The organism is Marinobacterium weihaiense (assembly GCF_019061305.1).
In the GTDB taxonomy this organism is placed as follows: Bacteria; Pseudomonadota; Gammaproteobacteria; order Pseudomonadales; family Balneatricaceae; genus Marinobacterium; species Marinobacterium weihaiense.
Genome location: NZ_JAHQZT010000024.1, coordinates 1 through 19512 on the forward strand (window position 1 = coordinate 1; position 19512 = coordinate 19512).

A 19512-nucleotide genomic window follows, 5' to 3' on the forward strand; every position below is an offset into this window, starting at 1 on the left:
TATCCACGCACCCGCGTGGGGTGCGACGCGGTAGAGCCTGCGCATCATTTCTTCTGAAGTGGGGTTTCTATCCACGCACCCGCGTGGGGTGCGACCAAGGTCTGACTTGCTGTAAAACTCGCCCTTAAAGTTTCTATCCACGCACCCGCGTGGGGTGCGACGTACGAGTACCAGGTGCAAAGGTGCCGATGGACTGTTTCTATCCACGCACCCGCGTGGGGTGCGACTCCAGCTCGGTCAGTCGCTCTTTGTCTTTGGCGTGTTTCTATCCACGCACCCGCGTGGGGTGCGACTCAGGGCGAATCCACAGGGTGCCGGTGGTGGGCGTGTTTCTATCCACGCACCCGCGTGGGGTGCGACGGCAGCGACATTGGACACAACTGATCGGGCAAGCTGTTTCTATCCACGCACCCGCGTGGGGTGCGACCGCGTCGCCACGCGGTTGCAGGATCGTTTATCTAGTTTCTATCCACGCACCCGCGTGGGGTGCGACGTGAAGGCGATGATGCGATTGAAAGCGTACTGCAGTTTCTATCCACGCACCCGCGTGGGGTGCGACTGTGACCACCCTGACTACCCGCGCGGCAAGCTATTGTTTCTATCCACGCACCCGCGTGGGGTGCGACGAGGCGACCGCCGAAACTCTGGGTCAGCAGGTTGAGTTTCTATCCACGCACCCGCGTGGGGTGCGACGGCAGAGCAGCAGCGAGTACGTGCCGAATCCGAGTTTCTATCCACGCACCCGCGTGGGGTGCGACGGGATGCCGGAGGCAGCGCCACCAGTCGGGGCTGTGTTTCTATCCACGCACCCGCGTGGGGTGCGACAAAGAGGACTTTCCGGAAGTAGCGCAGGCATTGGTTTCTATCCACGCACCCGCGTGGGGTGCGACGGTCAGGTGGCGATATGGAGGGCTACCTGATCATCGTTTCTATCCACGCACCCGCGTGGGGTGCGACCAGCTGAGGCTATCCAAATGGCGCATAGCCAAGGTGTTTCTATCCACGCACCCGCGTGGGGTGCGACGGCCAGCTAGAGCCGGTCGAGTATGACCAGGATCAGTTTCTATCCACGCACCCGCGTGGGGTGCGACGACAGGAGGTTGAGGACTTCTATTCTAGGGATGGGTTTCTATCCACGCACCCGCGTGGGGTGCGACATGCGCCGGGTGGCTGACTCTGATTCACTACTGCTGTTTCTATCCACGCACCCGCGTGGGGTGCGACAAACCCGGGTGGTGGATCTGCAGGAGCAGGCACAGGTTTCTATCCACGCACCCGCGTGGGGTGCGACCTCCGTTCAGCGTCTTGATGATCATATCCTGCCTGCGTTTCTATCCACGCACCCGCGTGGGGTGCGACTTGCTCTGCAACTGCTGGATCAGTTGTTCCTGTTCTTGTTTCTATCCACGCACCCGCGTGGGGTGCGACTGGGAAAAGTGGCGGTATTACGCCTAGAGTTGATAAAGTTTCTATCCACGCACCCGCGTGGGGTGCGACGTTGTGGATCGCAATATAGCCGTGCTTTGAGGCGTTGTTTCTATCCACGCACCCGCGTGGGGTGCGACATCCATAACGGTTGCAGCGCCAGACACCAGAGACAGTTTCTATCCACGCACCCGCGTGGGGTGCGACACGCAGACATAGTTCAAACGCTTCACCCACATTGCGTTTCTATCCACGCACCCGCGTGGGGTGCGACTATCGCCGGGGCGCCAGCCGGTGTGCTCGACTTTGTTTCTATCCACGCACCCGCGTGGGGTGCGACGAGGTTCAGTAAGCTGGCAATAGTCACCGGTGGATGTTTCTATCCACGCACCCGCGTGGGGTGCGACTTCCGGGGCGGTAATCGTTGTTTCGTATTCCTCAGTTTCTATCCACGCACCCGCGTGGGGTGCGACGCAGTGCGGCCATTACCACTCCTCCAGCATTTTGCGGTTTCTATCCACGCACCCGCGTGGGGTGCGACCGCCGGTTCCGGCTGCGATGATGGAGTCTACAGCGTTTCTATCCACGCACCCGCGTGGGGTGCGACCCAGATCGGCGACAAGGCCACGGTTGACCAGTGCGTTTCTATCCACGCACCCGCGTGGGGTGCGACAGCAGCAGTCTAAGTTGTTAAAGAACAAAGGAAAATAACCAATTTATCGCTATCGACAACTACAGATTGAAAAACGACAGGAAGCAGAACAGAAGGTGTTTTAAAATACCTTATTATTCAAACAGTTAAGATTCCGCCAACCCTCCCGGTATTTAATGAGAACCCAAGGGTAGCGGAATGCCATTCTTACAGGATAAGCGGCGAGGAATGAGGGTCGGGCACGATTTTAGCACCATAGTGCTCTATCTTTTGTCGCCCTTTTTTACCCAAATGATAGAACCGAAGGCTGTCTTCATCAGGATTGTAGATATCCATCAATTCTGCCTTTAAAACGACCAATTGTGCAGGGGTAACTTCGCATTCAAATACGGAGTTCTGCACCCGGGTCCCGTAATCCAGGCAGGTTTTGGCAATATTTCTCAGCCTGCGTTGCCCGTCGGATGTCACTACGCTGACATCATAGGTGATCAGCACCAGCATTATTTCAACGTCCAGGGTGGATAGTACTCAATATCTCCGCGAATATGCCGCGCCAGCAACATGGCCTGGCAATGTGGCAACAACCCGATGGATACTTTTTCCTGCAGATAGGGATGTACGAGTTCTTCCTGTTTGCGCTCCTGGAATGCAACCAGTACAACTTTTCGACCATTGTCGGTCAAACGCACGGCGCCACTGGCTTCAGTTACAAAATCCTGCTGTTTCAACTGTTGGCGATTCAATAGCGTAAGTACCAGCCGGTCAGCCCATCCGGCACGGAACTCTTCCAGCAGATCCAGCGCCAGCCCTGGACGACCTGGCCGGTCCCGATGCAGAAACCCAACATAGGGATCAAGCCCAACGCCCTGAAGCGCTGCCACACAGTCCTGAGTAATCATGGAATAGATAAATGACAGCAAAGCATTCACCGGATCAGTCGGTGGACGTCGTACACGACCATTGAATTGAAAATGATCCTTGCGCAAACGCTGCTGCAGCACCGAAAAATAGCAATTGGCCGCGTCGCCTTCTACACCCATCAGGCTGTCGGCTGTTTTGGTCTTCTGCACACTACGCAGGCTGGTTGCCAGCTTATCGACGGCCTCGCGCAAGGCTGTATTGTCGCCGTGGTTGCGCAGGTCCCGCTGAATGACCGCGCGGCTGTTGCTGATTTTGGCCGCGATCATCAGCCGAGCCACCGACATGGATTTGTCCGGGTCATCCGCCCAGCGATACTGGCTGCGTCTGAGCAGCACATTGCCGGATTCAGGCCCCTGAACCCGTGCCAGAAAACGGCCGTATTCGGTAAAGAAACCAAGGCCTATGCCCTTCTCCGACAGGTAGCCCATCAGGAAGGGTGATACCGATACACGTCCAAAACAGAGGATATTGCCCAGCGCCAGCGAAGGAAACTGTCCCAGCTTCTCATCTTTCTGTTTGATGACGATCGTTTCCCGCTCCTTGTGCAGGTAGGTTTCCTGACGCGTGATATAGAGCGTATTCAACAGTTTTTTCATGGTTGGAAAAGGTCCCGGATATACGCAGCGGAGTGGTCCTGACGCAAGGCATCAGGCTGGCACAGTTCATACAGAGAACAGGCCCTGCACCGTTTACGTTCTTCGGTGGGCGGTGGAGTCGTACCGTTTCGAATAAGGTTTCGGGCATTGACGATAATGGCTTCGGTACGCGCCCGCAGAGCGGTGTCGAACCGAACCTCTTCGCGCCGGCGCGTTTCCCAGTACCAGATGGCGCCCTCTTCGATATCAACGTGTCGCATCTCTTCCAGGCATAGCGCCTGAGCACACAACTGCAGCCGATCCCAGTCCTGGGTTTTCGAACGACCGCGCTTATACTCCACCGGAATGAGGCGATAACCATCCGAGGTATCAATCTCGAGCAAGTCCATTTTGCCAATCAGCCCCAGCCGTTCCGACTTCAATAATACGGTTCGTTCGTAGCGGACATGCCCACGCTGCTCCGGCTCTCCGCCGTCCACCCGCCGATGCAGCAACAGCCCCTCGGCGGTGAAACGGTTGTCATCCCAGACCTGCTCGACATGGATCAGCGCAAACTGACGCGGACAATAGGCGTAGTGCTGGATAGCGGAAATGTTGAGGGTGTCATCCATGACCTTATCCCTGGTTGAATCAGATCAACTCCTCGACTGACACGCCGGCCGGAACAGCTTCGGCATTCACCACAATGCGATAGTCATCAAAGGACTGTGCCGGACTGCCAGCAGCACCGTTGGCACGTTCAACCGTAACGGTTTCAAACAGCTTATGCGCAGGAGCATTCCCCAGCTCGGATTCGTGCTTGAACAACACCAGCTGACGGGCCGCCATCTCGCCACGGGCAGCCGAGCGGTCATGCTCGAACAGGTTGATCAGTGACTGCCACAGCAACTGTAGGTCATCTTCGGAGAAACCGGTTTTCTGCGCCAGCTTGGCAGACACGTAGCCATGCACGCGGTAAAGACCATAGGAAATAATATGCTTACGGCCCATGGTGCGTTCCTTTTCCAGATCCCTCTCGTTGGTGACCGCCATCCGCGTGATGGAAACTTCCAGCGGCACCACCGGATCAATGGAGCTGGCGAACGCCAATTGGACGGGGCCACGGACCTGACCGGCATTCACCTCTGTCGTCATCACGGCACCAAAGGTACGTACATCGAAGAAGTTTTTGCACATCCATTGTGTCAGTTCCAGTGCCTGTTGCTGGTCTTTTGGCAATTTTTTCGCCACCGGCTCGATACTCAGCGCCTCATAGGCCTTCTTGTGCTGGTTGTTCAGCACGGATTTTTCCTGCATGTAGATATCGAAACCGGGCTCATCCTCCCTGGCCATCTCAACGAAGTTGCGAATCTTGCGCTTCAGGCACACATCTGTCACCAAACCACGGTTGGTTTCCGGGTCGAGCCTGGGCATGTTGCCAGCATCGGGGTCACCGTTAGGATTTCCGTTGGTAACATCAAACAAAAAAACAAATTCATAACGGTTGTTAATGGCACTCATTCCGTGTCTCCTTCCTGGATATCTGGTGCATGCTTGTTGAAAACTTCGTTATGTTGGTGGTAATAACCGATCGCAAAGCGGCCCTGCTCTTCCAGCCCCAGCGTTTTCGGGAATTCGGCCGGCAATAACTCCACAATGGCACCGGTCTGCTTCTCCAAGTTAACCGCCAACCCGGGCTTTACCTTACGTGCCTTGCTGAAATGGTTTTGTGCATTACGCAACAGCACCGGAAAAATACTGGCCGGTGTCGCCGACGCTGCGCCATAATAACGATCTCTAATGGTCGCATTCACTTTTTGGCCCAGCGCAGCACGCTGAACAGACTCAAGTGTTGCGAACAAACGTCCGAGCACATAGCCCGGGTCCCTGTTGTCAATATCCAGACTCACGGGAATCTCCTTGTCTTTGATTGAGCCGAGGCGCTGATCGCGCACCAGTACCGCCTTACAGAGCGCGACGCGCAGTGACGACAAATGGCCATCGGCACGCATGCGCATGATCATGTGGGTCAAAAGGTGACGCGGATAGCGTCGCCCGGTCAGAATGGCACGGGCCAGCTCCCCGGCCAGATGAGGCGTAACATCATCCGCTTTCGCCCTTCCCCCCTCACGGTGGGGAACGGTTTCCAGCAACAGTCGCCATATGGAAGGCGGTTTTTTCCAGGGGACAGGCTGAAGCAACAGATCCCGGTAGTGCTCACCAATGCGTTGAGTAAACCGCTCCAGCGTATCCACCTCCCAAAAACGTACCGAAAGGCGAGCGGCGTTGGGCGCCAATCCCAGTATGTAAATACGTGTATCGGGGTTCAGTTGCAGATTCAGATTTTGCAAAGGCTCGCCTGCCGCCACCTTGTTCAGCGTTGCGTGCAGGCGATCCACTTCGGGGTTATCCAGATCTTCCGAATTGGTTGGCGGTGACAGCAAACCACCGAGAAAGTCTTCACTTGCCTCGGCCTCCTGCGGGCTCCCCGCCTCCGCCCAGAACACAACGGTGCTGTCACCAATCTGCAGCCGCTGCCGATTGTTCGGATCGCGCCGCAGCAGGTAATTCAGTGCCGTACCATAGCCAAAGGCAGCACGTTCGGAAACCGGCGCATTCATGCCCTGTTTCTTGCCATGAGACTCAAAGGCGGACAGGTTGAAAGACACCAGTGAAGCACCCGCTGTCTGTGCCCCGTTGACCCCCTTGATGGAAGGGTGCAGCGCCGCTATGGGCGCAGACTCCCCTGTTACCAGGCAAGTACTTGTGTGCCCATCCGGCGATGCCAGTTGTCGATCTCGAACCGCCTTTGTCGCATCACGCTGATGCAAAAAGCCCGGCTCTTCATCAAGTCGGAAAACCAGATTGGTATCCAGTGCATCAACGGGAATCAGACCGACGCAAGCCTCGTCCTCAGGGTCCCACCGGTCCAGAAAAGCAAGCAGTGCATGCAGTCCAAGATCATCCTCACCTTCCAGCCATTGGCGATGATACTCCTTGAAGGCCTCATGGGTTTGTCGGGCTCGGTGAATATCCTTGTCCTTCTCGCTGGCAGTCAGTCCCAGTACATAGCCCGACTTGTCCCACATAAAGCCTGGTGCAATATTGGCCGACCGCTTGGGTGGCTGAGGCACCAGATAAACCGACGGACGCGGTTTTTTCCCTGTGGTATCCAGCAGACTGACCACGTCAATCAAAGTCCCCTGGCGGTCAATAACGAGGCAATAACTGATCTTTTCGGGGCTATAGCCATAGGGAGGCACATCCGGATTGCCCTGCTCTACCAATCGGGCGTAGTAGTTGCTCAGTGCCGTCAGGATCATGCCTTCACCTCTTCCGAGCGGAACGGTGGCACCTCGATCACGCCATCACGCATCAGGGCGCGAAAATAGTGCGGGGTGGACTCTCGGCTGAAATCGAAGTCATGCAGCATCCAGCCTAGATCCTTCTCCCCTTCAAGCTCACCAGAAGGTGTGGGTATCTGTTCTTCCGCTTCGATCAGCTCGAAGTTGGCCGGAAACTCTCGCACGCCCAGGCAGGGGGCATGAAAGAACTGCCCCTTGCGAGCACGGCGGTTGAAGATATCCAGGTGCTTGCCTTCGCTGTCGGAAGTATCGGCTCGACTGGTCAGTTCGAAGTGCGCTTCGATCACATAGGCCACATTGCGCAGTACCATGGCGGCACGCTGCTGGCGATCCTGATCGACATAATTGACCAGCCCGGCGGTATTGCCCGCTTTCATCGCCTTCTTGATATTAGCGGCGGACAACTTGCTGCCCACCTCGTTACGGCGGATAGATTCAAATACGACGGGGTTGAGAACGTGGATTCTGTCGATGTGCCAGCGAATGGCGGGCTTCCAGTGGATGGCTTCGATAATACCCCTCGCGGCCGATGGCGTGATCACGTCATAACTGACACGCTCCACCTTCATCTCGGGGCGGGTGAAGCAGGCGCGTTCGCCCCATACTTTCAAGCGAATTCCGTATGCCATGTAACCTCCTGTTTGGGGAAAGCCTCCTTCCGTTAGGAAGGAGACTCATGCTTTATCGACTAAAGCCAATAGTTTCTACCCACGCTCTAACAACAACTGTAAAACATCCAAGGCACGGCCTTGACCAGATACTATTGCTGCTATTGCGACAATTGTCGATACAAACCCAAATCCACCCAAAATTTTCAGGCGAAAAGAGTGCTTCCCACGCCCAAGCCGTAGATCCATAGAGAACCAAGGATTTTGTTCCGGTGGCGCAGCCATTGCAGTTCCTTTAGTTGCATCGACACCCCACAGCTTACAGAAGAAAACCAAAAAATCAATTATCGATTAAAATCAATAGAACATTTGAATGTCATATCACTAACTTCTCTGCCTCGACAAAGCTTGGCTCTTCCCAGCTCAATCCACACTCGGCGTCATACAAACTGTTACTTACCAGCACCAGAAACTGATAACCATATTTTTCCTGAGCAACCGGTTGTACGGCACCCGCTGCCATCAGCGCCTTGAGTCCCTGCTCCGGCACCTGAACCAGATAAGGCTGCAGCTTGCGGGCAATGCCGCCTATCCGGTCAGCAAATGCCAGGCTATTAAGCTGGCTCCGAGCCTCTTCATCGTATGGCACGATGACCGGCAGCATATTGCTTTCGATCATGCGGAAGTCACTAGCCATCTGCTCGTAGGGAATACCTTCCAGTTGACGCACGCTGCCAAGGATACCGGGGGCATCCATCTGCTGCTCCTTGACCCAATAGACCTCGCTGAAATAGGCGCGAATCGCATCCAGTGACAGCAGGTTATCTGCATGTTTGCGATACACACGATGAAATGCCTGCGCATACTGTTCAAGCTCCGCCGGCATCGCCCAGTCATCGGCAACGGTAAAAACATTAACCCGACTGTCCGATTTATCGAACCGCCCCTCCCGGTTGCAACGTCCGGCTGCCTGGGCGATGGAATCCAGCCCTGCATCGGCACGGTAGACTGTCGGGAAACTGATATCGACACCCGCTTCAATCAAGGACGTTGAAACAAGCCTGACCGGCAGGCCCTCCAGTAGTCGCTCACGAATACGTTCCAACATAACAGAGCGGTGTCGAGCACACATCAGCGTAGTCAGATGGAAAGCCGCTTCCCCCTGTTGTCGCAGCTGTTCAAACAGGCTGCGTGCATGACGCCGATTATTGACGATACACAGCACCTGCTCCTGCGCCAGCAAGGCATCCAGCAGTTCTTCATCGGTCAGTGCCCCCACATGCGCTACGCTCACCCGCTCCAGCTCGGCATGTAGCCGCTGCGGATCCGGGGCCAGCTCGCGCACATTGGCTAGACCATTTTTAAAGCCATCAACCTCACGCAGGGCAGGCTGGGTTGCGGTACAGAGCACCAGACTGGTGCAATAGTTGCGTGCCAGTTCCGCCACCATAGCGACACAGGGCTGCAGCAGTTTTACGGGCAGGGTTTGTGCTTCATCCAGTATCACGACGCTGTTGACAATGTTGTGCAGCTTGCGGCAGCGCGACGAGCGATTGGCATAGAGGCTCTCGAAAAACTGCACGGCTGTAGTAACGACTATCGGTGCTTCCCAGTTCTCGGCAGCCTGGCGCAGCTTGTCCTTGCTGTTTGGGTCCTTGAATGACTGTTTTTCCTGATCATAGGCACTGTGATGCTCGATCAATGCCGCTTCGCCCAAGGACCCAAGCGCCTCCCGCCACACCCGCGCATTCTGCTCCACAATACTGGTGAAAGGGATCACCAGAATCACCCGCCTCTTCCCGTGTCTAACGGCATGATCCAGCGCAAAGGCCAGCGAGGCCAGGGTCTTGCCCCCACCGGTCGGCACATTCAGCGAAAACAGCCCCGGTTCCAACTCAGCCTGTCGACGGACATGGTTCAGAATGCGTTGGCGTATACCGTTGATACCATCGGTCGCGTTGAAACGCGGTTGGGACAAATAAGCATCGAGCTGCTGTTTCAACTCAACTATCGAAGGGAAAGAGCTGTCACGAAGAGGCGTATTTTCAATGCGATTATAGAAGGCTTCGGTATCCAGAAAGTCCGCATCAACCAGGCAGGAATAGAGCATCCGTCCCAGCACCGACATCTGAAACAACTTGCCCGTGTGCTCTTCCACCATATTCAGCGGTGGCGGCGCAGGCTTGGGCTTCAGAGTGATTTCAGATTGCCACGCCTCATCCAGTTCGGTATCGGGCGGTGCTGCCAACCGGTCGGCCAGGGGGGTAATCGTCTGCGGCTTATCCAGCCTCAAGCCATCCGCCAGGCCTGTATGGTGCCCTGCGATGGCGTAGGCCAGCAATATACCCAGATTCTTGTATCGTTCACAGGCAACCCTTGCTCCCCAGGTCGCGTGATCAACCCGGCGTTTGCTGCCACGCAGACGCTGCTGGAATTCGGGGCAGTATTTACCCAGATCGTGCAGCAACCCTTCAACTTCAGCCCATTCCTCAGCACCGAAGTGCGCCGCCTTGGCTGCCGCCAGCTCACCAACCGCTTGCAAGTGATCGGCCAGCGTTTGCCAGTCGGCTTCAGGGCGATCACAGGAGTGCGCGTAGTAGGTTTCTTTTGTCATCCTGACTCTATCCCTTCCTAATCAAGCATTGCGTTGTAAGACTGAACTCTCAACTACCCCTGCTGATACAGTTTTCTCAATGCCTGGCACTCGCACTGCAACCAATACTCGTCCTTGCGTTTGCGCACCCGGGTCTTGCTGCTGTTGCATTCGGGACAAGCGGTTTTCATTGATGTATTGGTCTCACACTGGCCACATTTGACGTAATAGCCGTACTGGCCATACATGGCAGTCAGGTTCTCTTTACTACCGCATTTTTTGCAGGTAACACCAATGATGTCGGTTTGTGCCGATGCGTTGTATGTCGGTGGCGTTTCGTTCAGCTGTGCAATGGCTACAGTTGTTTCCTTCTGAAGAGGAGGAGGCGCAGAGGCTACAGCTGTTTTTACGGGTTTGGGCGGAAGTTCAGGGATAGGCTTCTCTGTCGGGTGGAGAACAGTAGACCCAAGTTGCTGGTAATGCTCCAGTAGAAACGTACCTATGCGGCTCATCTCCTCAGCAGAAAAATGAGGTTTGCTGGAGAATGCCGCTGTGATTCTGGAGTATCCACCTATCCCCTGCACTTCATCGGCAATAAATTCACTTTTGACAACCCTTTTGCTGAGCTCTGAGGGCATGCTCTCACGATGCAGAATACAACTGCTGGAGACCGTACACAGCACATCCCATTCCCTGAACCTTACCTTTTGCTGCACCCTGCCCAGAAGCATTTTGCCCAGAAAATGTTCGACGTGAGCCCCCATAAAGTCGCGCAACAACTCCATCTGCAACTCGGCCTGACGGATGGGCGATGGCATGCCGCTCCACTGCCCCTTGTAACTGCGCGACCACTCGCCCTGGGCATTCACTTTGACTTCACCGTAAATGCTTTTGGATTCGATGACGATGAAGCCGGCACGGTGCACGATCAGATGATCGATCTGGGCCGTTTCATCATTGTGCGTAAAGCGGTAATCATTGAGTACCAGTATGTTGGGGTCGTTCTTGAAGGCACGGCGCAGGTAAAAGGCAACGTCTTGCTCCTGGCGCTCGCCCGCCGCACGGCGCGGATCGGTGGTCGCTGAAGGCTCCTTGTATTTCAGGATGGTCATTCGTCCTCCTTGGACAGAATTCTGTTTACATCCCTATGCTAACCATTTTAATCAGGCTTGGGCAGACGCGAAAAGTCGCAGATCCCCGACGACTACCTCCGCCGCTGCTTCGCGACCCAGGCCACATGTTTCTGCAGCTGCGGATCGGCCCTTAGCCGTTCAAGGGTGCTGTAATCCCGCGCCAGGGCCATTTCGTCGTGACGCTCGTGGATGCCGTTATGGCAGGCACGACACACCCAGATGCCTGCGTTCAGCTGCGCACGGGTATACTGTTTCTGAAAGCGTGGTCGGCGATGCATCTTGCGTGGAATCAGGTGATGAAACGTCAGGTCGATATGGCGGCCACACAACTGGCACGCCTCGACCGGGGCACGGGTTCGCATGGGCAGGCTCCTTTGCAACGTGCGGCTGATACGCGCGGCACGGGGGCCAGGATCATTCGTTCAAGTCCGCTGCGCGTCTGCCGATAACTGTATATTCTTCGATCAACCCCAACATGCCGAGCCGATCATGAAAGTGCAAACGCCTACCACACAGATTTACTCCTCCCGCCCGCAACCGGAGATGGACAAATCCAGAGCGGCGGCCCAACAGAACCCCACCCAGGTGATGCTGGGCAAGCTGGCCGAGCAGATTCCCGGCATGTCCGCGGACAAATTGTCGGGGCTGGATGCGGACAACTTCACCCCCGACAAGGTCGCCGGGCGTATCAGTGACTTTGTTGCCAAGGGGCTGGATGCGGCGCGGGCACGCGGTGCGTCGGACGAGCGTCTGAACCAGATGTACGACGCCGCCGTGAAAGGCGTGGAAAAGGGCTTCAAGGAGGCGCGCGAGATCCTGGACAGCCTCGACATGCTCAACGGCAGCATCGCGACCCAGGTGGACGAGACCGAAAAGCTCACCTTCGAGGCACTGACCGAGATTGCACCGGGCAGTCGTGAAGCCCAGGCACAAGCCGTCATGGGTGCAGCCGAACGTTACCGCAACGCCGAGGACATGTCGCTGACGGTGAAGACGCAGGATGGTGACGAGGTCAGCATCAGCTTCAGCCGCAACCAGAGTCAGGATATGCGCATGGGCGCCGGTGTGGACAGTGACGGCAACGCGGTGGCCTGGATGGATGTCAGCCGCAGCGAAAGCAGCCAGTACCAGTTCAGCGTCAAGGGGGAACTGGATGAGGGCGAGATCGACGCCCTGCAGCAGATGATCCGCGATATTGCCGGCGTAGCCGACGAGTTTTTCAACGGCGATGTACAAAAGGCCTTTGAGCAGAGCGCCGATATCAGCTTTGATGCCAGTGAACTCCAGTCCATGCAGCTGGACATGAGCTACAGCCGCAGCTGGGCGCAAGCCAGCACCTATGAACAGGTCGGCAATCTGGATCAGCCGAAGGACAAGCCGGGGCTGCGGTTGGGTCAGCTGATGAAGGATCTGGCCGAAAGTGCAGGCGCGCCCTCTTTGGGATTCCTGCAATCACCGGCCCAGGCCGGGCGCGATATTCTGGGTGGTCTGGTGGAGCAGGATACCCGCTTCCAGGATGCACTCGAAGCACTCAAGGCCAGCTACCGCGACAACTTGCAGCAGCTGGTGGATACGGTACTGCCGCTGCCTGAAGCCGAAGCCCCCGAGGAAGAGCCCCGCACAGACTGAGCCTCTAGCCGGTGAAAAAGCGGTAGAACTGCTGCAGTTGCCGCTGGGCGTCATGCAGCGGCATGGGCGCGAAACACACCTCGACATGGGGCTGACGTTGCGCCAGTGCGAACGCATCCAGTGCAAACACCGTGCCCAGTTTGGGATAGCCGCCGATGGTCTGACGGTCCTTGAGCAGGATGATCGGCTGGCCATCCTTGGGCACCTGTATGGCACCAAAGCTGACCCCTTCCGAGATAATACCATCGGCCAGCGGCGCCAGCGCCGGGCCGCTCAGGCGTACGCCCATGCGATCGCTCTGCGGGCTGATGACATAGGCCTCGCGGTAGAAGCGCGTCAGCACCTCGGCCGGGAACAGCGCGCTCTGCTGCCCTTCGATCACACGCAGTGTCAGCGGCTGGCTGTAGTCGGGTCGGAAACGGTTGGGGACGCTGAAATGCCGTCCCGGCGGCTGGGCCTGGCAGGGCAACAGATCTCCCGCCTGCAGTTGGCTGCCGCGGCCATCCAGCCCGCCGATCTGCTCACGCATCACCGTGGCCACCGAGCCAAACGTCGGTTCGATGGCGAAACCACCCTGCACCGTCAGGTAGGCGCGCATGCCCTGTTTGGCATGGCCGAAACTCAGTCGATCTCCCGGCTTCAGATTCAGCGTCTGCCAGTTATCCACCGCGTCACCGTTCAACGTGGGGTGCAGGTCGGCACCGGTCAGGGCCACTCGCGTAGCCAGCTGCGCTTCCAACTCCAGCCCGCCAAAACAGATCTCGATAGCGGCAGCATCCAACGGATTACCCAGCAAACGATTGGCCCACAAATAGGCGTGCTCATCCGCCGCGCCGCCTGTGGATAACCCCAGGTGTTGATAACCGAAGCGGCCCCGATCCTGTATCAGGGCAAGAATGCCGGGATTAACGATTTTCAGGCCGCTCATGACAGCTCCCCGCCTGCCGCCAGAAATTCACGGCGGCTGATCGGCACAAAACGTACCCGGTCACCAGCTTCCACCGGGCAGAGTCCGTCCAGCGCGGGGTCGAACATCTTCACCGCCGTGCGCCCGAGCAGATTCCAGCCACCCGGCGAAGCCAGTGGATAGACGGCCGTCTGCTGATCGGCCAGTGCCACCGAGCCTACCGGCACACGGGTGCGCGGCGTCTCCAGCCGCGGCGTTCTCAAAGCCGGGTCCACTTCGCCCATATAGGCAAAACCGGGCGCAAAACCGATGGCAAACACTTGATAGTCGCGTGCCGCATGCAGGCGGATCACTTCCTCTGTACTGATGCCGTGTAGCCGCGCTACCCGCTCCAGATCCGGCCCGACCTCAGGGGCATAGTACACCGGTATTTCGACCAGGCGGCCGGTCTCTGCTTGACTGACATCCAGGCGGGACAACAGTGTATTGATCTGCTGCACTAGATGGGCAAAGTCGCTGCTCAGGGGGTCATAAACCAGCATCAGCGTGGTGTAGGATGGCACCAGGTCGCGCAGTTGATCACCCAGTTCTCGGGACAGCCGATCCGCCGCCGCGCGAATCACCGGCACCAGCGCCGCGTCGATCTGCTGCCCAAAACGGATGATCAGCGCATCCGGCCCGACGTTGTCGATGCTCCAGTGGATCACGTCCCTTCACCTGCATAAAGTCGATCCAGTGCGGTGCGAATATGTTGCACCGCCATCACGGACTCGGCGTTGTCGCCATGCACGCAGAGCGTATCCGCCTCCAGCGCCACCTCAGTGCCCTCCAGCGTCGTGACCACACCCGTTTCGGCCAGCTGCAGCGACTGTTGCAGAATGCGCCTGTCGTCATGATAGACCGAGCCGGCCACGCTGCGCGGCACCAGGAAGCCGTGCTCGTCGTAGGCACGATCGGCAAAGGCCTCGAACATCAGCAGTGCACCGAACTCCTCGGCAATGGTCTTCACGGCGCTGTTATCGGCGGTGGCCATCAGCATCAGCGGCAGGGTGCGATCGTATTGGGTCACCCCTTCGAGCACGGCACGCAGGGTGTCGTGATCACGCATCATGTCGTTATACATGGCGCCATGCGGTTTGACGTAGCTAACCTTCATGCCGTGGGCGCGGGCGATACCGTCCAGCGCACCGACCTGGTACTGGATCATCGATACCACTTCCTGCGGGTGGCACTGCAGGCTGCGCCGGCCGAAGCCGACCAGGTCCGGGTAGCTGGGATGGGCGCCGATCAGCACCCCGGCATGCTTGGCCAGCAGTACCGTGCGGGTCATGGTCATCGGGTCAGAGGCATGGAAGCCGCAGGCGATGTTGGCCAGGTCCACCAGCGGCATCACCTGTTCGTCCAGCCCCATGTTCCAGAGGCCGAAGCTTTCTCCCATATCGCAGTTGAGCAGCAGTCGTTTAGGCATGACGTGCGTCTCAGTTCACCGGGGTGTCGGTCAGTTCAAACGCATCGGCATCCTGCCAGGAGGGAAACTTTGACCGAAACTGCTTCAGGTCCTCCCCATTGAGCAGACCGGTCTTGATGAAAGGTTCGCCAGCCGGGCCATCGAGCAGGGCCTGGCCCTTGAAGTCCACCAGCAGGCTGTCGCCGCTGTAATCCAGTCCCTTACCATCTTCGCCGACGCGGTTCACGCCCGCCACATAGCACTGGTTTTCGATCGCCCGTGCCAGCAGCAGAGTACGCCAGGGATGGCGGCGCGGCGCCGGCCAGTTGGCGACACACAGCAGCAGATCGTAATCGTCACGGTTGCGGCACCAGACCGGGAAGCGCAGGTCGTAGCAGATCTGGGGCAGGATGCGCCAGCCCTTGTATTCGATCACCAGGCGCGTCTGACCGGCCACGTAGTATTCATGCTCGTTGGCCATGCGAAAGAGGTGATGCTTATCGTAATGATGTACCTCACCTTCCGGGGTGACGAACAGCAGACGGTTGCGGTAACCCTCGTCTTCAATCACCACACTGCCGCACAACGCTGCACCCAGTTCACGCGCCTGCTGCTGCATCCAGGCCAGCGTCGGTCCCGGCATGGGCTCGGCCAGGTCGGCCGGTGACATGGTAAAGCCGGTGGTGAACATCTCCGGCAGCACGATCAGGTCGGTCTGCCCCGCCAGCGGTGCCAGCAGCTCGGTCAAGCGAGTCCGGTTGACCTCGGGCTGCTGCCAGTTCAGGGTCGTCTGCACCAGACTGATTCTCAGATTTTGCATAGTCGCTCCGCGGCCTGATCAAGGGTCTCTACATGTTTGGCAAAACACAGCCGGATTCGTTTCATGGCCGGCGGCTGTTCATAGAACACGGACAGCGGAATCGCCGCTACGCCGGCGTGTTCGATCAGCCAGTGTACAAACTCGGTATCGGGCAAGTCACTGATGGCACTGTAATCCAGTATCTGGAAGTAGGTGCCGGCAACCGGCGCGAAGTCAAAGCGGCTGTCGGCAAGCCGGGCATTGAGGCGATCGCGCTTGGCCTGGTAAAACACCGGCAGCTGTTGGTCGTGTTCCGGGTGCGCCTGCATATAGTCAGCCAGTGCCAGCTGCATCGGGGTGCTGGTACTGAAAGTGACATACTGGTGCACCTTGCGCAGTTCGGTGGTCAGCGGGGCCGGCGCCACGCAATAGCCCAGCTTCCACCCAGTGGTGTGATAAGTCTTGCCGAAGGAGGACACCACGAAACTGCGTTCGGCCAGTGCCGGGTAGCGGTGGACGCTCTGGTGGTCGGCGCCGTCGAAGACGATATGTTCATAGACTTCGTCGGCCAGCAGCAGAATGTCGGTGCCGGCCACCAGTGAGCTCAGGGCGTCCAGATCCTCGCGGCTCAACACCTGGCCGGTCGGGTTATGCGGCGTGTTGAGGATGATCATGCGGGTGCGCGGCGTAATGGCCCGAGCCACTTGATCCCAGTCGATGGCAAACCGCGGCGGCGCCAGCGGCAGGTGCACGGCGCAGCCCCCGTTCAAGGTGATCGCCGGGTCGTAGCTGTCATAGGCTGGATCAAACACGATCACCTCATCCCCGGCCCGCACCACGGCGGCGATGGCCGCAAACAGGGCTTCGGTCGCTCCGGCGGTCACGGTCACTTCGCTCGCCGCGTCCACGCGACGGCCATAGCAGCGCTCCACCTTGGCGGCAATGGCCGTGCACAGCGGTTCGACACCGCTCAGGGGCGCATACTGGTTGGCGCCCTGGCGGATGTAATGATCCACCCGGGACAGCAGTGCCTCGGGGCCGTCAAAGTCCGGGAAGCCCTGGGACAGATTGATCGCGCCGTGCGCTTGCGCCAGCGCCGACATCTGCGTAAAGATCGTCGTCCCGACGCTGGGCAGCTTGGTTTCTGGGTATCGCATGACATACTCGGCTTGTGATAAAGATCAAATACTACCGGACACGGCCAGAACTGCTCAACAAATGCACTGGTTTAACCTTGATCAACAGGTAGAATGCCCATGCTGGACTGGATTCTGGAGCACAACGGTTTCATTATCGAAGCGATCATCCTGGCGCTGGTTGTGCTGTATGTAGGACTGAAAATAAAATAACCCATGTCCGGAGCGACCATGGCCCGATATCTGCCCCCCTGGCACACACTTGCACTGTTTACCCTGCCGCTGCTGAGCCCGTTGAGCTTGGCTAACGAACAGCTGTACCTGAGCGAGCAGGCTTTCCTGACCGATATCCCCGAAATCACGTCTGCTACTCGCCTGTCACAACGCCTGACCGATGCACCAGCGTCCATCAGCATCCTCAGCCGTGACGTGATCACGGCCTCGGGGGCACGCAACATTCCCGACCTGCTGCGCCTGGTGCCGGGGTTCCAGAGCTATCATGTCGGCGCCAACACTTTTGCGACCACCTATCATGGCGCCAGCGACAACTTCCCGCGCCGACTGGAAGTCATGGTGGATGGACGCTCGGTCTATCTGCCGCTGTTGGCAACGGTGGACTGGACCTCGCTGGGACTCAACCTGCAGGATATCGAGCGCATCGAGGTCGTGCGCGGCTCCAACGTCCCGACGCAGGGCTCCAACGCCTTTATGGGCTCGATCAACATCATTACCCGCGAGCCCGCCTCCCAGCATGGCGGTTATGTCAGCGCCAGCGCCGGCAGCCTGAATACACGTGACCTGCAATTCAGCCATGCCGATGCCCTGGGGCTGTGGAACTATCAGTTGTCAGGCGGACACGAGCAGAACGATGGCCTCGACCGGTTTGATGATGGCCTCAACCGCAACTATCTGCGACTCAGTACCAGTTATACACCAACCCTGCAGGATACCCTGTGGCTGCAGGCCGGGGTTGACCGCGGCCACACCCATGCCGGTCAAGCCGGTGATGTGGATGACCGTTACTATCGGCGTGATCATGAAGCCCATTATCAGTACATCAAGTATCAGAACCTGTATTCCGATACCGGTACGTTGCAGCTGACGGCCTACCACAACTACTTGGATCTGTCGGTCAGGCGCCAGAGCTTCAAGGAGACCCAACTCCTGCTGGACGACAGCCTGCAGGGCATGCCCTTCTATGACAGTCTGAGCCCGGAACAGAAAACGGCATTTGTACGCAGCTTCATGGACCTGAATCCGTTGCGCGTCGACCCGGAGCACGGTACGACTCATACCTACGATACCGAACTGCAGCTCACCGACCGGTTGGGGCGGCTGGACCTGGTCGCCGGCAGCGGCTATCGCTACGAAACAGCAGAAAGTGACGTGCTGCTGCAGGAGGGGCCGGTCTCGGAAGAGCGCTGGCGCCTGTTCGCCAATGCCGGCTGGGACCTGACGCCACGCTGGCGTCTGGCCAGCGGGTTCATGTACGAAGACAGTTCGGAAGGAACAGATGCCTTTTCCTATCGTCACGCCCTGCTCCACCACCCAGACCCACACAGCAGCCTGCGCCTGGGCTATTCCCTCAGTGAGCGCCTACCTTCATTGCTGGAGCGGCATACCAACTCCACCATCTACCTGCCCTCATCCTCCGGCCCGGTGGTGGTGGACTACAATGCCCGTGCCAATAAAGCTCTGGACACCGAGCGCATGAACACGCTGGAGCTAAGCTACTACCGACACCTGGAAACGCTGGATGGCCACCTGGATATCCGCATTTTTCAGGAGGAGCTAACTTCCATGATTGATGCCTACTTTATTCCGCTGCCTCCCGGTATGGATATGGATGATCCGCCCCGTGTCGGCCAGGGCGATAACCGCTTCAGCTGGCAGAACCGTGGTGCCGAAATACGCTTCAGACACCAGCCAAGTGACAGCTTCTGGTACCTGCTGAACTATGCTTACATCAACACCCGTACCGATACTTGGGAGCGCGGCGCGAAGAAAATCAAAACCTTCGAAGATGCCACCACGCCCGAGCACACCGCGTCCCTGCTGTTGAACTGGCAACCTCGACCAGCCCTGAATCTGAGCCTGGGCCACTACTACATGGACCATGTGGACTGGTTCGAGGGTGACTGGCGTGATGCCTATCACCGCACCGACGTGCGTGCGGCTTACAACTGGCAGCTGACGTCCCGCAGTGAACTGGAAGCGGCACTGACGATTCAGAATGCATTCGGGCCAACCTATTCGGAGTTCTATCGCTACAACCAATTCGACCGCCGCACCTGGCTACAACTGACCCTCAGGTACCAGTGA

General features: G+C 57.9%; 16 protein-coding genes and 1 CRISPR repeat array. Of the genes, 2 read left to right on the forward strand and 14 right to left on the reverse strand.

The annotated features are described in order from the left end of the window. Positions 1 to 63 precede the first annotated feature (63 nt). Positions 64 to 2098: direct repeats of the CRISPR family, unit length 32 nt; unit sequence GTTTCTATCCACGCACCCGCGTGGGGTGCGAC. Between the two features lie 186 nt (positions 2099 to 2284). From cas2 to KTN04_RS14025, 9 genes are all read right to left on the reverse strand, one after another. Beyond that, the gene (gene cas2 / locus KTN04_RS13985) at positions 2285 to 2578 is read right to left on the reverse strand and encodes a CRISPR-associated endonuclease Cas2 (RefSeq protein WP_217335855.1); all 294 of its coding nucleotides are present in this window, start codon (positions 2576 to 2578) and stop codon (positions 2285 to 2287) included. After that, positions 2578 to 3594 carry a type I-C CRISPR-associated endonuclease Cas1c gene (gene cas1c, locus KTN04_RS13990; RefSeq protein WP_217335856.1) on the reverse strand — a complete coding sequence of 339 codons (1017 nt, stop codon included), beginning with the start codon at positions 3592 to 3594 and terminating at the stop codon, positions 2578 to 2580. Before cas1c ends, cas2 begins: the two co-directional genes overlap by 1 nt. Then, positions 3591 to 4205 carry a CRISPR-associated protein Cas4 gene (cas4, locus tag KTN04_RS13995; protein WP_217335857.1) on the reverse strand — a complete coding sequence of 205 codons (615 nt, stop codon included), beginning with the start codon at positions 4203 to 4205 and terminating at the stop codon, positions 3591 to 3593. Before cas4 ends, cas1c begins: the two co-directional genes overlap by 4 nt. A 19-nt stretch (positions 4206 to 4224) precedes the next feature. Then, positions 4225 to 5094: a type I-C CRISPR-associated protein Cas7/Csd2 gene (gene cas7c / locus KTN04_RS14000; protein WP_217335858.1), complete on the reverse strand. Its 870-nt coding sequence runs from the start codon at positions 5092 to 5094 to the stop codon at positions 4225 to 4227. After that, the gene (cas8c, locus tag KTN04_RS14005) at positions 5091 to 6896 is read right to left on the reverse strand and encodes a type I-C CRISPR-associated protein Cas8c/Csd1 (RefSeq protein WP_217335859.1); all 1806 of its coding nucleotides are present in this window, start codon (positions 6894 to 6896) and stop codon (positions 5091 to 5093) included. Before cas8c ends, cas7c begins: the two co-directional genes overlap by 4 nt. Further along, on the reverse strand, positions 6893 to 7567 hold the full coding sequence (cas5c, locus tag KTN04_RS14010) for a type I-C CRISPR-associated protein Cas5c (protein WP_217335860.1): 675 nt from the start codon (positions 7565 to 7567) through the stop codon (positions 6893 to 6895). The genes cas8c and cas5c overlap by 4 nt, the downstream gene beginning before the upstream one ends. 355 nt (positions 7568 to 7922) lie before the next feature. Further along, positions 7923 to 10160 carry a CRISPR-associated helicase Cas3' gene (cas3, locus tag KTN04_RS14015; protein ID WP_217335861.1) on the reverse strand — a complete coding sequence of 746 codons (2238 nt, stop codon included), beginning with the start codon at positions 10158 to 10160 and terminating at the stop codon, positions 7923 to 7925. 53 nt (positions 10161 to 10213) lie between these two features. Continuing rightward, entirely contained in the window at positions 10214 to 11251 is a 1038-nt protein-coding gene (locus KTN04_RS14020) for an NERD domain-containing protein (RefSeq protein WP_217335862.1), read from the reverse strand. A 92-nt stretch (positions 11252 to 11343) separates the two neighbouring features. Further along, complete coding sequence (locus tag KTN04_RS14025) at positions 11344 to 11634, reverse strand: HNH endonuclease (protein ID WP_217335863.1); 291 nt, start codon at positions 11632 to 11634, stop codon at positions 11344 to 11346. Positions 11635 to 11815: 181 nt separating this feature from the next. Between KTN04_RS14025 and KTN04_RS14030 the strand changes: the two genes are divergently transcribed. Beyond that, the gene (locus KTN04_RS14030; protein ID WP_217335864.1) at positions 11816 to 12901 is read left to right on the forward strand and encodes a DUF5610 domain-containing protein; all 1086 of its coding nucleotides are present in this window, start codon (positions 11816 to 11818) and stop codon (positions 12899 to 12901) included. A gap of 4 nt (positions 12902 to 12905) precedes the next feature. On the opposite strand, the gene KTN04_RS14035 is transcribed toward KTN04_RS14030, so the two are convergent. From KTN04_RS14035 to KTN04_RS14055, 5 genes are read right to left on the reverse strand one after another with little or no spacing between them, the layout of a single operon-like run. Then, a complete protein-coding gene (locus tag KTN04_RS14035; RefSeq protein WP_217335865.1) occupies positions 12906 to 13829 on the reverse strand; it encodes a 5-oxoprolinase subunit C family protein in 924 nt (307 codons plus the stop codon). After that, entirely contained in the window at positions 13826 to 14515 is a 690-nt protein-coding gene (pxpB, locus tag KTN04_RS14040; protein WP_328515990.1) for a 5-oxoprolinase subunit PxpB, read from the reverse strand. Before pxpB ends, KTN04_RS14035 begins: the two co-directional genes overlap by 4 nt. Next, a complete protein-coding gene (locus tag KTN04_RS14045) occupies positions 14512 to 15276 on the reverse strand; it encodes a 5-oxoprolinase subunit PxpA (RefSeq protein ID WP_217335866.1) in 765 nt (254 codons plus the stop codon). Before KTN04_RS14045 ends, pxpB begins: the two co-directional genes overlap by 4 nt. 10 nt (positions 15277 to 15286) lie before the next feature. Then, complete coding sequence (locus tag KTN04_RS14050; protein WP_217335867.1) at positions 15287 to 16075, reverse strand: amidohydrolase; 789 nt, start codon at positions 16073 to 16075, stop codon at positions 15287 to 15289. After that, complete coding sequence (locus KTN04_RS14055; RefSeq protein ID WP_217335868.1) at positions 16063 to 17211, reverse strand: pyridoxal phosphate-dependent aminotransferase; 1149 nt, start codon at positions 17209 to 17211, stop codon at positions 16063 to 16065. Before KTN04_RS14055 ends, KTN04_RS14050 begins: the two co-directional genes overlap by 13 nt. Positions 17212 to 17421: 210 nt before the next feature. Here KTN04_RS14055 and KTN04_RS14060 point away from each other — a divergent pair, with 210 nt between their 5' ends. Next, a complete protein-coding gene (locus KTN04_RS14060) occupies positions 17422 to 19512 on the forward strand; it encodes a TonB-dependent receptor plug domain-containing protein (protein ID WP_217335869.1) in 2091 nt (696 codons plus the stop codon).